This is a genomic window from Streptomyces sp. NPDC025806, from assembly GCF_055558275.1.
On the sequence record NZ_JBVHMU010000005.1, the window covers coordinates 72311 to 86186 of the forward strand.

Genomic DNA, 13876 nt, shown 5'->3' on the forward strand with positions numbered 1-13876 from the left:
GACCGTGACATGGATCATCGAGCCGAAGGGGCCGCCAATGGCGCAGAGTGGACCCCTTTGCCTCCGTGCCGCCCGCGCGCCGCCCGCCGGCCGATGAGTTCCGCCGGCCCCCACGGTCCTACCCACCGACAGGCCGTTGATCCTCCTCCCCCCACACACACGCAGGCAGCCATCCGCACGGGAGCACGTCATGACCGCCACGTACACCTTCGACATCTTCAGCAGCCTCGACGGCTTCGGCGCCGCGAGCGGCGACTGGACCGGCTACTGGGGCAAACAGGGCCCCGAACTGCTCGAACACCGGCTCCGTCAGTACGACCGGGACCAGCGGATGGTGCTCGGCGCGAACACCTACCGGGCGTTCGCCGAGATGCTGGCCGAGAACACCGAGCCGGGCGTCCGCGACCCGTGGGTCACCCGGATGCGGAACCTGCCGCTCACCGTCGTGTCGACCACGCTCCAGGAGCCGCTCGACTGGCCGGACGCCACGGTCGTGAGCGGCGACGCGGTCGACGTCGTGGCCCGCCTGAAGAAGGAGTCCGACGTCCCGCTGCGCTCGCACGGCAGCCTGTCGATGAACCGGGCCCTGATGGCCGCCGGCCTCGTCGACCGCGTCCAGATCACGGTCTTCCCCGTCATCACGGGCCGCACCGGTCTGGACCCGGTCTTCGCCGGCGCGGAGGACTTCGACCTGGAGCTGATCGAGACCCGTACCCTCGACGGCCGCACCCAGGAGTTCGTCTACCGCCCGACCCTGCACGGCTGAACGCGCACGGCGCCGCGTCAGCCGCGCATGATCGAGGGCGCGGGCGGCTCAGTGGGCGGGGTCGGCGCCGGGCAACTGTCGCAGGTGGACGGCGACTTCCTCCTCGTAGCCGTCCCAGGCGACGAAGGTCGGGGACAGCTGTACGAGCGGGCGGTCCTGCGTCTCGGCCAGGACGCGTGCGGCGTACGCGCCGATGTCGTAGAGGTACAGGTCGGCCGGGTCGTCGTCGTACGCGGCGTGCAGGTGTGGGAGCGCCTGGGTCGCGTCGTCGAGGAAGAGGGACGCCGCCGCGATGGGATCGTCGGGCCACTTGTTGTCCGCGAACGGCAGCGTGGAGGAGCACGGGACGAGTTCGGCACCGGTGGCCTCGATCCGCTCGGCCATCACCGGGTCGTTGGCGTACGTGACCCGGTGCCCGCGGGCCACCAGTTCACGGATCACCGCGAGGCCGGGCAGGACATGGCTGACGAGAGGGACGCCGACCATCGCGATGTGGGCGCGGCTGCGGGACATGAGCGATCACTCGATTCCGGGGCAGGAGGGGCGGACGGGGTTCAGGTCCGGGGGAGCAGGGCGGCGGCCGCCTCCAGTTCCGTGATCGACCCCGACATGATCGTCCGTACGTGCGCGGTGATGTGCTCGACGGGCCAGTCCCACCAGGCGACCGCGAGCAGCCGGGCGACGTCCGCGGCGTCGTAGCGGGTGCGGATGATCCGGGACGGGTTGCCGCCCACGATCCCGTAGTCCGGCACGTCGCCGGTGACGACGGCGCCGGAGGCGATGATCGCTCCGTGTCCGATCCGCACCCCGGGCATGACCATGGCGCCGTGGCCGAACCACACGTCGTTGCCGACCACCGTGTCCCCGCGGCCCGGCAGACCGGTGATCAGGTCGAAGTGCTCCGCCCAGGAGCCGCCCATGGTGGGGAAGGGGAAGGTCGACGGGCCGTCCATCCGGTGGTTGGCGCCGTTCATGATGAATCGGGTACCGGTGCCGAGCGCGCAGTACTTGCCGATCAGCAGCCGCTCGGGCCCGTAGTGGTACAGGACGTTGCGCGTCTCGAACGCGGTCGGGTCGTCCGGGTCGTCGTAGTACGAGAAGTCGCCGACCTCGATGAGCGGCGACTTCACCAGTGGCTTGAGCAGGACGACGCGCGGGTGTTCGGGCATCGGGTGGAGCACGGTGGGATCGGCGGGAACGGGCGGCATCGTGAAGGCGGTCCCTCTCGGCAGGCGGAGCGTTAGTGCGACAACTGTTGCGTTAAGATGCTGTCACAGCCCACCGACGTGGATCAACCGGATACTGGATTCCCGATGTCAGAACCCATGGCCCCCGCGCCCGACCGCCGCCCGGGCGGCCGCACCGCCCGCGTCCGCGCCCAGGTCCTCGACGCGGTGCGCGCCGAACTCGCCGAGGGCGGGCACGAGTCGCTCACGATGGAGGGCGTCGCGACGCGCGCCGGAGTCCACCGCGCCACCGTCTACCGGCGCTGGCGCGACGTCGGCGGACTGCTCGTCGACGTCATCGACGCCGCCGGCGAGATCGACTGGCAGCCCCCGGACACGGGTTCGCTGCTCGGTGATCTGACGGCACTGAACCGGGAGATCCAGGAGTCCCTGACGGTGCGGCCCTCGCTCGCCGTCGCCCTGATGTCCGCCTCGTTCCACTCCGAACAGGCGGCGCGGGCCCAGACGCGGCTGTGGGCGGACCGGTACGCGCAGTGCGCGGTCCTCGTCGAGCGAGCCGTCGAGCGCGGCGAACTCCCCTCCCCGCACACCGACGCGCAGGCCCTGCTGATGGCGGCGACGGCGCCGCTCTACCACCGACTCCTGCTGCTGCGCGCCGACCCCGACCCGCACCAGCCCGAACGGGACGCGCGGGCGGCGGTGCTGGCGGCCGGCGCGGGAGCCTTCACCGTCCCGTAGCCGCGGCCGGATAGGCTCCCGCGATGCGCATGCGCCTGATACCCGACGAACCCTTCCCCGAGATCGGCCACCCCTTCACGACCGACGTGAGCGCGGACGGTCGCTGGATCGCCGTGAGTTGCCACGCGAACGGCCGCGACGACCGTGGGCGCATCGCCGTGTACCGGACGAGCGATCTCGCCCTGTGGGACCAGATGGTGGTCGGACGGTCCGTCGAGACGCTCGCCTTCCACCCGGCGCTGCCCCTGCTCGCCGTGGGCACGGGCGAGGGCGACGAGTTCGAGGCGCAGGGCGCACTCCACCTGTACGAGCCGGAGACCCGCCGCCGCGTCGACGTGGAGGTCGCCGGAGCCGAGGTCGTCGCACTGCGCTGGCGGAACGCGCGGTACCTGGAGGTGACGTTCAGTGCGCCGATCGTCGACTTCGAGGACCTGGGGAACGTCGCGTACATGCGCGCCGTCGCCGAGCACGACGACTGGAGCCGGATCACCGCGGACGTGCTCGCCGCGCGGATCGCCTGGCCGCAGACACCGACGAAGGTCGACTGGACCGTGGCGAAGGGCCCGGCTGTGGACGCCCCGCAGCGGTACCTGGCCGCCGTCGCCGCGGAGCACGGCACCTCCTGGAGCAAACGCAGCGGTCCGGCCGCGGTGGAGACGCTGAGCGACGGCCGGGTGCTCGTCGCGCGGCCCACCGGCACGCTGGTGGAGTGCTGGTCGCGGGACGGCGCCCTGCTGTGGTCGCTGCCGGAACCCGAGGACACCTTCGAACGCAGCGGCGACCTGCTCCACGTCACCCCGGACGAGGAGAGCGTCTGGGTCACGATCCTGGTCGGCACGAGCGACAACCGCCGCACCCGGCTGTGCCGGTTCGACCTGGCCGACGGCGCCCCGCTCGCCGAACTCGCCCTCGACTTCCCGGTCGTCGTCGCCGCGCGCACGGACGGCGCCTGGGTGGCCAGGGACTCGCGCGACCTCTTCCCCTGGGCGCACTGGCCGCCCGGCCCGAGCGTCGTCCTGACCCCCACGGGACGGCAGTTGGGCACCCTCGAACTGGGGGAGTGCCACACCTCGTTCGACCTCCCGGTCCGCCGCTCCCCGCATCTGCTGTTCCTGTACGGCGACGGCCCGGCCGACGTGCAGCCCCCACTCCTGGAGAAGTGGGTCGTGCGCGCCGGCCCCGACGGGATCGAGCGGCTGTTCCCGCTCTCCTGGGACGACACCGCCGGCGTCCACCACGGCGGCCCCGCCGTGTTCGTCGACGACGCGCGCGGCGCCGGGCTCGTCCACGGCTGCACGGGTCGCGACGCCTCGCACCTCGTACGCCGCTCCTACCCGGACGGCGCCGTGATCTGGTCGCACCGCTTCGACACGAGGATCGCCGGAGTCGACGCGCACGACGACCTCGTCCACGCCGTGACGGCCGGTCCGGCCTGCGAACTGCTCACCCTGCGGGCGACGGACGGCGCCGTGCTGCGGCGGGCGCCGCTCGCGCTCGGCGAGCACGTCTACACGCCGACCTGTCTGAGCGCGGGCCCGGACGGCGAGTTGGTGATCGGTACGGCCGAGGGGCGGCTGATCCGAGCCCGGATGGAGCCGGGGCCCGCTCAGACCCCGTAGCCGCCGTCGACGTCGAGCTTCTGGCCCGTGATGAAGCGCGCGCGGTCGGAGGCCAGGAAGCACACGGCCTCGGCGATGTCCTCGGCGGTGCCGAAGGTGCGCAGCGGGATGTTGGCCATGGCCGCGTCGAGCGCGCGCTGGTCGAGATCGCCGGAGTCCATCAGCCGCGCGGCCATCCCGTCGGTCAGCATCCCGGGCCCCACGCAGTTCACCCGCACCCCGAACCGGCCCTCCTCGGCGGCGAACGCGCGGGCCAGCGCCTCCACCGCCGCCTTCGGGCCCGCTGACAGCCCGTCACGGACCGGATAGCGGCGCGTCGCCGCCGTCGTGACCGCGACCACCGCGCCCCGGCTCGCGCGGAGGGCGGGCAGCGCGGCGTGCAGCAGGTTGAAGAAGGCGGACGCGTCGGTGTCGAGCTGCTCGCGCCACTGCTCGGGTGAGACGCGCGAGAGATGCACCATCGGCACGTGCGGGCCCGCGCAGTGGACCACGGTGTGGACCGCGCCGAACCGGGAGACCACCGACGCCAGGCAGTCGCCGGTGGCTGTGGCGTCCGACAGGTCCAGCCGGTGCGTCGCGACGGCGACCCCGTACGCGGAGGCCAGCTCGGCGGCCACCGCCTCCGCCTGCTCCTTGTTGTGCCGGTACGTCAGGGCCACGGCCGAACCGGCGGCGGCCAGAGCGCGGCAGACGGCCGCCCCGATCCCTCCGGAGCCGCCGGACACGACGGCCACGCCCGCCCTGTTCCCGAAGTCGCGCATCGCGCCCGCCTCTCGTGTACGGAGCACCGCCCGGCGAACAAGCAGACGCTTGGTCGCCGATCACGGTAGGTGCGGCGCGAGAGGCCGGTCAAGGGGCCGGAATCAACACCAAACAAATGCTTGACCGGTGCGCGATTCACCGTGCTACGTTTCGCGGCACTAACAAGCGCTTGGTTCGGTAGCGCGGTTTCCTCGGCTCTTCTCGACTCTCCATCGGCTCTCCATAAGGGTTGAAAATGAACAGACGAATCGTTGCGGTGATCGCGTCGGCCACGGGTGTCGCCTTCACCCTCACCGGATGCGGGGCCGGTTCCGCCACGGAAGGCAAGAGCGCCGACGGGCCCTATCGCGTCCTGGTCACCGGCGGCCTGAGCGCCCAGGGCGTCCTCGCGGACAACTCGGCGACCTCGGTGCTCTCGGCCAAGGCCGGCGCCAAGGTGGTCAACGCGGCGGGCGGGATACTCGGCCGCAAGGTCGAGGTCACCGTCGTCGACGACGCGGGCGACCCGACGACCGCCGTCACCAAGCTCCGTGAGGCGATCAACTCCGACAAGAAGCCGGACCTGTTCCTCGACTCCGGCCCGTCCACCGTCACCGCCGCCGTCCTGCCGATCCTGAAGCAGAACAACATCCTGTCCATGAACGTCGGCCCCACCGCCGACTCCTCGGACCCCAGGACGTTCCCGCTCAACTTCGACCTGTCGCCCGGCCCTTCCGACTACGCGAAGGGCTTCATCCCGCACCTCAAGGACAAGGGGTACGAGAAGGTCGGCATCATCCACGGCAGCAGTTCCTACGGGGAGACCTTCGACGCCGAGATGACGAAGGCCTTCGGCGACGCCGGGATCAAGGTCGTCAAGAGCGAGGAGTACGACGTCGCCGCGCTCGACATGACCCCGCAGCTCCAGGCGGTCCGCGCCGCCCGCCCCGACGCCCTGATCATGGACGGCTACGGCGCCCCGGTCGGCTACCTGCTGAAGAGCATGAAGAAGCTCGGCTGGGACGTCCCGGTCGTGGCCAACACCTCGGTCTCCGCGACCGGCCTGATCTCCACACCGCCGCCGGCCGGGGTCCTCGGCACCGACCAGGTGAAGAACCTGGTGATGCAGGTGTACACGAGCACCAAGTACGACGCCGGGGACAAGGCCATGAACGAGGCGGTCGCGGCCATGAAGTCGCTCGGCAGGATCCGCTCCACGCTGATCCTCGGCTACAACTACGACGCGCTGCCCCTCATCGCCGCGGCGGCCGAGAAGGCCGGCTCGCTCGACGACCCGAAGGCACTCGCCAAGGCGTTGGAAGAGCAGTCCGTCCAGGACAAGGCGAAGACGGCGATCCTGAACGACTACCACTTCAGCACCACGGCGCACCGGCCGAACGCCGACGCGGGGGTGTTCCTCTTCATCGCCCCGTCCGAGATCAAGGACGGGCAGTTCCAGTGACGCTGATCTGGGGCGGGCTGGCCCTCGGAGCGGTCTACGCGCTGGTCGCCGTCTGCTACAACATCGTCTTCATCTCCTCGAAGACGTTCAACTTCGCCCAGGCCCAGCTCATCATGGTCGGCGCCTTCGTCACCTACACCGGCCTGGTCACCTGGAAGCTGTCCGTCCCGGTCGTCCTGCTGCTCGCCGTCGCCTCGGTCCTCGCCCTGGCGGCGGTCGAGGAACGGCTCGCGGTGCGCCCGGTCAAGGACCCGCACAACATCCTCGTCACCACCCTCGGCGTCTCCATCCTCCTCAACGGAGTCACCCAACTGGTGTGGGGCACGCAGCCGTTGAACGTCCCGTTCTTCGGCGGAAACGAGGTCATGCGGCTGCTCGGCGGCCAGACCTACCCGGTGGAGCTCGCACTCGTCGTCGTGGCCGTCCTCCTCGTGTGGGCGCTCACCCGGCTCAGCCGCCGCTTCCTGGTGGGCCTCGCGCTGCTCGGCATGTCGGAGGACCGCGAGGCGGCGATGCTGCGCGGCGTCGACGTCCGCCGGCTCGCCTTCGGCGCCTTCGCGTTCTCCGGCGCCGTCGCCGGCGTGCTCGGCATGTTCGTCGGCCCGAAGACCTTCGCGGTCGCCACGCTGGGCGCGTCCCTCGCCCTCAAGGGCTTCGTCGTCCTGGCCATCGGCGGGTTCGGCTCCATGCCGGGCACCCTCGTCGGCGGCCTGGTCGTCGGCCTCGCCGAGGCCCTGGCCGCCCGCTACCTGGGCGGCGCCTACGCCAACATCACTGTCTTCGTCATCCTCGTCACCATCCTTCTGGTGCGACCGGCGGGCCTCTTCGTACGGGTCCAGGAAAGGACGGTGTGACCATGGCCCTGTGGCGAACCGTTCGCGCGGTGCCGGGCTGGGCCCCGGCCCTGGCGCTCGGACTGCTGGTCCTCGTCCTCCCGTGGGTGGGCCTGGACTTCTCCACGACGCGTCAGGTGCAGCTCACCCTCATCCTCGCCCTGGTGGTGAGCGGCCTCAACCTCAGCCTCGGATACGCGGGTGAACTCGCCCTGGGGCAGGCCGCGATGTACGCATCCGGTGCCTACGTCGCGGGCCTGCTCTCCAAGGCGGGCCACACCGACATCCTGCTCCAACTGCTGCTCGCCGCCCTCGGCGCGCTCGCGGTGGGCGTCGTCACCGGCATCCCCGGGCTGCGCCTGGGCAGTTGGTCCCTGGCGATGACCTCGTTCTTCCTCGTCCTGCTCGTCCCCGACGTGCTCGCGATCTTCCCCGGCGCGACCGGCGGCCGGAACGGCCTCAGCGGCATCCAGAGCCCCACCCTGTTCGGCTCCCTGCTCGACGGCACGGGCTTCTACCTCGTCATCGCCGTGGTCGCGATCCTCTGGTTCGCCGTGCTGCGCAACATCGTGACCTCCCGGCACGGCATCGCCCTGCGCGTCCTCAAGCAGAGCCCCGTCCTCGCCGCGTCGACCGGTATCTCGGTCTTCCGGATGAAGCTCCTCGCCTACGCGCTCGGCGCCATCCCGGCCGGCCTCGCCGGAGCCCTCTTCGCCAACCTCGACCTGTACGTCTCCCCGGAGGCGTTCTCCTTCGCCTTCGCCACCACCGTCCTGTCCGCCTCCATCCTCGGCGGGTCCGCCAGCGTGTACGGGGCGCTGGTCGGCGCGGCCGTCATGCAGTTCGGGCCCAACCAGTCCTCGGGCTTCCAGCAGTACGCCCTCGTGTTCACCGGCGCGTTCCTGGTCATCGGCGGCGTCCTCCTCACGGGCGGACTCGCCCGCGTCTTCCGCCTCCTCGTCGCCCGCCTCGACCGGAGGGCCGAGCAGGCCGGGAGCGCCGTCCCGGCGGAGGCGGGCCCCGCACCGGAGCTCCCCCCGTTCCGGGGAGCGACCCTCACGATCCGCCACGTGTCCAAGGCGTTCGGCGGCAACCAGGCCCTGAAGGACGTCCCGCTCGACGCCCGCCCCGGCACCGTGACCGCCCTCATCGGACCCAACGGCTCCGGCAAGACCACGCTCCTGAACATGGTGTGCGGCTTCTACCGCACCGACGCGGGCGAGATCACCCTCGACGGCACCGCCCTGCACGGGCTCCCGCCCGACGGGGTCGCGCGCGCCGGAGTCGCCCGCACCTTCCAGACGCCGAACATCCCCGCGGGTGTCACCGTCCTCGAAGCGGTCGCGTCGGGCCGCTACACCGGACACCGCGCCTCCCTTCTCGCGGCCGTGCTGCGCACTCCCGGGTTCCGGCGCGTGCGCCGCGGCGACCTGGAGGAGGCGGAGCGGATGCTCGCGCTGGTGGGCCTCGGGCATCTGCGCGACGCCGAGGCCGTCTCGCTGCCCCTGGGGATGCGCCGCCTCCTGGAAGTGGCCCGCGCCCTGATCGACGCACCGGGCGTGCTCCTCCTCGACGAGGCGGCGTCCGGTCTCGACGAGCACGAGGTCGAGCGGCTCGCCGCGTTGATCCGGCAGATCCGGGACGCCGGCGGCACCGTCGTCCTCGTCGAGCACAACTTCCGGCTGGTCCTCTCCCTCGCCGACGACATCGCCGTCCTCGCCCACGGACAGCTCATCACCACCGGCCCGCCGGAGGAGATCGAGCGCGACCCGCGCGTCCTCAGCGAGTACCTCGGCGTGGAACCCGCCACCACCTCCGGGGAGACCTCATGACGACACAGCAGCCCGGCGCACCGCTCCTGCGGGTGAGCGGACTCGGCACCGGCTACGGCGACCTGCGCGTCGTCTGGGACGTCTCCTTCGAAGTCCGGCCCGGACAGCTCACCGTCCTGCTCGGCCGCAACGGCGCGGGCAAGACCACCACCCTCCGCGCCGTCTCCGGCCTCAACAAGGCGACCGCGGGCCGCGTCGAACTCGACGGTCGGGACATCACCAAAGCCGCCGCGCACACCCGGGTGAAGCGCGGCATGGCCTACGTCCAGGAAGGCAAGCGGGTCTTCCACGCGCTCACGGTGGAGCAGAACCTGCTGCTCGGCGGCTACACCCGCCGCCTCAAGCGGCCCGCCCTGCGCGAGGAGGCGGAACGGATGTACGAGCTGTTCCCCGTCCTCGGCGACAAGCGGTCGCAGCTCGCCGGCACCATGTCCGGCGGCCAGCAGCAGATGCTCGCCATCGCGCAGGCCCTCATGGCCGGCCCGAAGCTCCTGATGCTCGACGAGCCCTCCGGCGGCCTGGCCCCCGTGATCGTCAACGAGGTCATGGAACGGGTCGGCCGGCTGAAGGAGACCGGCATCGGCATCCTGCTCGTCGAACAGGCCGTGGAGGCGGCCGTCGCCGTCGCCGACCACGTGGCCGTCCTCGACATGGGCCGCGTCGTCCTGTCCTCGCCCGCCGAGGACGTGGACGACCTCCAGGACGCCTACTTCGGCAGGACCCCGGCACCCCGAACACCCGCTCCGGGCTCCTGAACCCGCGGCCCGCGCCGCCCTGCCCCGGCCCCCGCCGAGCACCCTCGGCGGGGGCCGGGGCGTGCCGCGCTCCGGTGTGGCAAGCTGCGCTTACCGGGGGTAGTAGCGACAGATCGAGCACTTGCTTGGTGGGGGACGTCCCCCTGCCAGGAGGGACGGACGACATGGCGGCAGGGCGGTCCGGGCAGCCGGCGACCACACGGCGCGGATCCAGGGCCGGCGGCAACAGCGGCTCGCGACGCCGGGGCGAACTCCTCGGCATCGCCGCGGAGATGTTCGCCACGCGCGGCTACGCCCAGACGACCGTCCGGGACATCGCCGACGAGGCGGGCATCCTGTCGGGCAGCCTCTACCACCACTTCAGCTCCAAGGAGGAGATGCTCGACGAGATCCTCCGCGCGTTCCTCGACCCGCTCCTCGAACGTTTCCTCGCGATCGAGAAGCAGGGGGAGAACCCGGAGCAGGTCCTCGACGAGCTCGTCCGCCACTCCTTCGCGGCCATCCACGACTCACCCGTCGCGGTGGCGCTCTACCAGAACGAACTCACCATGTTCAGCAGCCGGCCCGGCTTCGAGTACGTCGGCCGGACCGGCAAGAAGATCGAGAAGATCTGGCTCACCGTGCTCAAGGCGGGCCAGAAATCAGGGGTGTTCCGCCCCGACGTCGACGTGAACCTCACCTACCGCTTCATCCGCGACGCGATCTGGTCCACCGTCCGCTGGTACCGCCCGCGCGGCACGTACCGGCACGAGGCGGTCGCGGTGCAGTTCCTCCTGGTCCTCCACGGAGGCCTCCACACCGCGTAGTCCAGCCCCGGTCGTGCGGACCCGGCCCCTCACTGGCTGGCGTATCCGCCGTCCACCAGGAACTCTGCCGCCGTCGAGTAACTCGCCTCGTCCGACAGCAGGTAGAGCACCATGTTCGCGACCTCTTCCGGTGCGGCCTGGCGCTGGATCGGCTGGTGCTTCACCGACTCGTGCGAGCGCTCCGAGTGCGCCGTCATGTCCGTCGCCACCATGCCGGGATGCACCGAGTTCACGCGGATGCCGTACGGCGCGAACTCCTGCGCCGCCGCCTTCGTCATCCCGCGCACGGCCCACTTCGAGGCCACGTAACTGATGATGTAGGGGAAACCGATGACGCCGCCCAGCGAGGAGATGTTGACGATCGAGCCGCCGCCGGCCGCCCGCATCGACGCCAGTACCGTCTTCATGCCGAGGAAGACCCCGACCTCGTTGACGTCGATCACCCGGCGGTAGTCCGCCTCCGACAACTCCTCGACGGGGCAGCGGTGCACGACCCCCGCGTTGTTCACCAGCCCCGTCACCTCGCCGAACGCCTCCCGAGCACGGGCCACCGCTGCGCTCCACGACGCCTCGCTCGTCACGTCCAGCTCGATGAACAGGGCGTTGTCCGCGCCCAGTTCCGCCGCCAGCGCCTCGCCCTCCTTCGTCAGGATGTCGCCGACCAGCACCTTGGCGCCCTCCGCGACGAGGCGCCGCGCGAACGCCGCGCCCATGCCGCGCGCGCCGCCCGTCACCACGACCACCTTGCCGTCCGCCCGTGCGCCCATCCCGTGCCCTCCGTACCCGTCGACGGCCGTCTGCCGTGTGCGCCGTGATGCTCGCAGCGGACCCCGCCCCCGCGCCCGGTCCCCGTCCCGGTCACCGGAACACACGCTCCCCGCGGCGCCACGCCGACGGCTGAGAGGGTGATTCTCAGAGTGTGAGAAGGGGGTGTGCGCGGAGCCCTCCCGTGCGGCACGGTCGTGCTCTCAGGCCGAGGGAGGCTCCGTGGCACCAACCGTCCCCGAGCGCGAGGGGCGTACCGGCACGTCGTCGGCGGGCTCCTTCCAGCGCGGACTCAACGTACTGATCACCGTGGCCGAATCCGGCGAGGCCCGCGTCGAGAAGATCGCCGCCGACGTCGGCATCCCCGTCAGCACCGTCTACCGGTACCTGCGCACCCTGCGCGACATGGAACTGGTGGAGGAGCGCGGCGGCACCTACGCCCCCGGCTGGCGCCTCCTGGAGATCTCCGGACAGCACCTCACGCACACCCGCCTCGTCGAACTGGGCCAGGGCGTGCTCGAAGAACTCACCGAGACCACCGGCGAGACCGCCGTCCTCACCGTCCGCGTCGGCACCCAGGCCATGTGCCTGCGCCAGACCCAGTCGGCCCAGCCGCTGCGCATGGCCTTCCGCATCAACCAACTCCTGCCGCTCTACGCGGGAGCCGGCCAGCGCGTCCTGCTGGCCCACGCCCCGCGCACCGTCATCGACCACGTGCTCCAGCAACCGCTGCGCAGCATCACGCCCCGCACCCTCGGCCGCGCCCAGCTCGCCGGCGAGATCGAGACGATCCGCCGGCGCGGCTTCCTCGTCACCCGCGGCGAGCTCAACGAGGGCGCCGTCGCCGTGGCGGTGCCCGTCGTCGCCGGGGGAGAGGTGCTGTGCGCGCTCACCGTGGCCGGGCCGGAGAACCGGTGCGGCTCGGACTGGCGCCGGCACACCCGCGGCCGGCTCCAGGCGGCCGGGCTGCGGCTCGGCGAGATCCTGGAGCACCGCGCCGGGCCGCCGCCCACCGGCTGAGCGGCGGCCGAGCCCGGCCTCAGGCCGGGGTGATCCGCACCGGCAGGCTCTTCCAGCCCCGCAGCGTGTTGTGCAGGAACGGCACCGGCTCGCCCGCGAGCTCCACCGTGCGGACCCGCCGGGCCAGCTCGCTGAACAGCACGTCCATCTCCAGGCGGGAGATCGGCTGCCCCACGCACTGGTGGATGCCGATCCCGAACGCCAGGTGCCCGGACGCGTCCCGCTCGATCCGGTACGCGTCCGCGTCCTCGCCGAACCGGCGCGGGTCCCGGTTGGCGGCCCCCATGAACAGCGCGACCTTCGTGTCCTCGTCGAGACGCACCCCGTCGATCACCGTCTCGCGCGCCGTCGTACGGAAGAACGACTGGAACGGGGACTCGAAGCGCAGCGCCTCGTCGATCGCGAACCGCGCCAGGGACGGGTTCTCGTGCAGCGCCGCCCACTCGGCGGGGTGGGTGACCAGGCACTTCATGGTGTTGCCGATGGACAGCACCGTCGTGTCCAGGCCCGCCGACAGCAGCGCGCGCACCAGCCGCGTCGCCTCGTCCGGGCTGATCACACCCTGGTCCGCGTACTCCCAGATCTTGGCGCCGAGCCCGTCCGGAGTCAGGTTCTCGCGGGCGCAGTTGTTCATCACCCACTCCACGGTCCCCTCGCCGGCGGCGAAGTAGGCGTCGTAGCGGGCGTCCTCCGGGCCGAACGCGGAGAAGTTCATCGCACCGTGCGGCAGCAGGTTCTCGGCGCGCCCCTCGCGGGGGATGCCGACCGCGTTGCCGAACACCTCGATCGGGAACAGCTCGGCGAGATCCGTGATCGCGTCGAACTCCCGCTCGTCCAGGACCCGGTCCACGAGCTCCACCGCGAACTCCTGGAACGCGGCCCGCAGCACCCGCACGTTGCGCGGCGAGATCACCCCGGCCATCGTCGTGCGCAGCGGGGTGTGCATCGGCGGGTCCGAGTCCAGGATGCCCGCGGGGCGCCACGGCGGCTGCTGATGGTAGTTGCGCGGGCCGACCCCGGCCCCGGAGACGAACGTCTCGTGGTCGGCCAGGATCCCCCGGCACTCCTCGAACCGGGTGAAGGCGTGCACCCCGTACTTCTCCAGCCACACCGCGGGCCCGGCGTCGCGCATGCGGGCGAACAGCGGATACGGATCGGTCAGGCTGGCGTCGTCGTAGGGGTCGTCCAGGACGGTGGTGACGACGTGGCCGGCGGTCCCGGTCATCGGGCCCCCTTCGGATCGGTGTACGGGTGGACGTGCCGAACCGTAGGCGCGCGGCGGACACCCCGGACACGGCCGTTATCACCTGCTGAGAACCACCGTTGCCGCACCCCGGCCGACGTCAGCACGA

13 protein-coding genes and 1 pseudogene are annotated in these 13876 nt (G+C 71.6%); 9 read left to right on the forward strand and 5 right to left on the reverse strand.

The features are described 5' to 3' along the window. The first annotated feature begins 190 nt into the window (after positions 1–190). A complete protein-coding gene (locus ACZ4E1_RS13030) occupies positions 191–766 on the forward strand; it encodes a dihydrofolate reductase family protein (protein WP_467538694.1) in 576 nt (191 codons plus the stop codon). Positions 767–826: 60 nt separating this feature from the next. On the opposite strand, the pseudogene ACZ4E1_RS13035 reads toward ACZ4E1_RS13030, so the two are convergent. Together ACZ4E1_RS13035 and ACZ4E1_RS13040 are read right to left on the reverse strand one after the other, a co-directional pair. Next, positions 827–1279: pseudogene (locus tag ACZ4E1_RS13035) on the reverse strand (glycosyl transferase); the annotation flags it as partial. Between the two features lie 41 nt (positions 1280–1320). Beyond that, positions 1321–1974, reverse strand: coding sequence for a CatB-related O-acetyltransferase (locus ACZ4E1_RS13040; protein ID WP_467538696.1), 654 nt, complete (start codon positions 1972–1974; stop codon positions 1321–1323). Between the two features lie 105 nt (positions 1975–2079). Between ACZ4E1_RS13040 and ACZ4E1_RS13045 the strand changes: the two genes are divergently transcribed. Together ACZ4E1_RS13045 and ACZ4E1_RS13050 are read left to right on the forward strand one after the other, a co-directional pair. Then, complete coding sequence (locus ACZ4E1_RS13045; RefSeq protein WP_467538698.1) at positions 2080–2691, forward strand: TetR/AcrR family transcriptional regulator; 612 nt, start codon at positions 2080–2082, stop codon at positions 2689–2691. A gap of 23 nt (positions 2692–2714) precedes the next feature. Further along, the gene (locus ACZ4E1_RS13050) at positions 2715–4310 is read left to right on the forward strand and encodes a hypothetical protein (RefSeq protein ID WP_467538701.1); all 1596 of its coding nucleotides are present in this window, start codon (positions 2715–2717) and stop codon (positions 4308–4310) included. Here the strand turns inward: ACZ4E1_RS13050 and ACZ4E1_RS13055 are convergent. Next, complete coding sequence (locus ACZ4E1_RS13055; protein ID WP_467538703.1) at positions 4298–5071, reverse strand: SDR family NAD(P)-dependent oxidoreductase; 774 nt, start codon at positions 5069–5071, stop codon at positions 4298–4300. The genes ACZ4E1_RS13050 and ACZ4E1_RS13055 overlap by 13 nt on opposite strands. A 236-nt stretch (positions 5072–5307) precedes the next feature. On the opposite strand from ACZ4E1_RS13055, the gene ACZ4E1_RS13060 reads away from it, so the two are divergent. The 5 genes from ACZ4E1_RS13060 (at position 5308) to ACZ4E1_RS13080 (ending at position 10739) form a co-directional block, all read left to right on the forward strand. Next, entirely contained in the window at positions 5308–6513 is a 1206-nt protein-coding gene (locus ACZ4E1_RS13060) for an ABC transporter substrate-binding protein (protein WP_467538705.1), read from the forward strand. Then, complete coding sequence (locus ACZ4E1_RS13065; RefSeq protein WP_467538707.1) at positions 6510–7367, forward strand: branched-chain amino acid ABC transporter permease; 858 nt, start codon at positions 6510–6512, stop codon at positions 7365–7367. Before ACZ4E1_RS13060 ends, ACZ4E1_RS13065 begins: the two co-directional genes overlap by 4 nt. Before the next feature lie 2 nt (positions 7368–7369). Then, entirely contained in the window at positions 7370–9178 is a 1809-nt protein-coding gene (locus ACZ4E1_RS13070; protein WP_467538710.1) for a branched-chain amino acid ABC transporter ATP-binding protein/permease, read from the forward strand. Next, positions 9175–9933 carry an ABC transporter ATP-binding protein gene (locus ACZ4E1_RS13075; protein ID WP_467538712.1) on the forward strand — a complete coding sequence of 253 codons (759 nt, stop codon included), beginning with the start codon at positions 9175–9177 and terminating at the stop codon, positions 9931–9933. Before ACZ4E1_RS13070 ends, ACZ4E1_RS13075 begins: the two co-directional genes overlap by 4 nt. A 164-nt stretch (positions 9934–10097) precedes the next feature. After that, positions 10098–10739 carry a TetR/AcrR family transcriptional regulator gene (locus ACZ4E1_RS13080; protein WP_467538713.1) on the forward strand — a complete coding sequence of 214 codons (642 nt, stop codon included), beginning with the start codon at positions 10098–10100 and terminating at the stop codon, positions 10737–10739. 29 nt (positions 10740–10768) lie between these two features. Here ACZ4E1_RS13080 and ACZ4E1_RS13085 read toward each other — a convergent pair whose 3' ends face one another. Further along, positions 10769–11506: a glucose 1-dehydrogenase gene (locus tag ACZ4E1_RS13085; protein WP_467538714.1), complete on the reverse strand. Its 738-nt coding sequence runs from the start codon at positions 11504–11506 to the stop codon at positions 10769–10771. Between the two features lie 220 nt (positions 11507–11726). Between ACZ4E1_RS13085 and ACZ4E1_RS13090 the strand changes: the two genes are divergently transcribed. Then, positions 11727–12524, forward strand: a complete 798-nt coding sequence (locus ACZ4E1_RS13090) for an IclR family transcriptional regulator (protein ID WP_467538716.1) — start codon at positions 11727–11729, stop codon at positions 12522–12524. A 19-nt stretch (positions 12525–12543) separates the two neighbouring features. Here ACZ4E1_RS13090 and ACZ4E1_RS13095 read toward each other — a convergent pair whose 3' ends face one another. Further along, positions 12544–13749 (reverse strand): cytochrome P450, encoded by a 1206-nt coding sequence (locus ACZ4E1_RS13095; protein ID WP_467538718.1) that lies wholly within the window; start codon positions 13747–13749, stop codon positions 12544–12546. Between the last annotated feature and the right edge of the window lie 127 nt (positions 13750–13876).

Excerpts from the sequence above, each read along its gene's own strand:
- ACZ4E1_RS13030 (WP_467538694.1), top strand. The coding sequence starts at position 191 with ATGACCGCCACGTACACCTTCGACATCTTCAGCAGCCTCGACGGCTTC.
- ACZ4E1_RS13040 (WP_467538696.1), bottom strand. The coding sequence starts at position 1,974 with ATGCCGCCCGTTCCCGCCGATCCCACCGTGCTCCACCCGATGCCCGAA.
- ACZ4E1_RS13045 (WP_467538698.1), top strand. The coding sequence starts at position 2,080 with ATGTCAGAACCCATGGCCCCCGCGCCCGACCGCCGCCCGGGCGGCCGC.
- ACZ4E1_RS13050 (WP_467538701.1), top strand. The coding sequence starts at position 2,715 with ATGCGCATGCGCCTGATACCCGACGAACCCTTCCCCGAGATCGGCCAC.
- ACZ4E1_RS13055 (WP_467538703.1), bottom strand. The coding sequence starts at position 5,071 with ATGCGCGACTTCGGGAACAGGGCGGGCGTGGCCGTCGTGTCCGGCGGC.
- ACZ4E1_RS13060 (WP_467538705.1), top strand. The coding sequence starts at position 5,308 with ATGAACAGACGAATCGTTGCGGTGATCGCGTCGGCCACGGGTGTCGCC.
- ACZ4E1_RS13070 (WP_467538710.1), top strand. The coding sequence starts at position 7,370 with ATGGCCCTGTGGCGAACCGTTCGCGCGGTGCCGGGCTGGGCCCCGGCC.
- ACZ4E1_RS13075 (WP_467538712.1), top strand. The coding sequence starts at position 9,175 with ATGACGACACAGCAGCCCGGCGCACCGCTCCTGCGGGTGAGCGGACTC.
- ACZ4E1_RS13080 (WP_467538713.1), top strand. The coding sequence starts at position 10,098 with ATGGCGGCAGGGCGGTCCGGGCAGCCGGCGACCACACGGCGCGGATCC.
- ACZ4E1_RS13085 (WP_467538714.1), bottom strand. The coding sequence starts at position 11,506 with ATGGGCGCACGGGCGGACGGCAAGGTGGTCGTGGTGACGGGCGGCGCG.
- ACZ4E1_RS13095 (WP_467538718.1), bottom strand. The coding sequence starts at position 13,749 with ATGACCGGGACCGCCGGCCACGTCGTCACCACCGTCCTGGACGACCCC.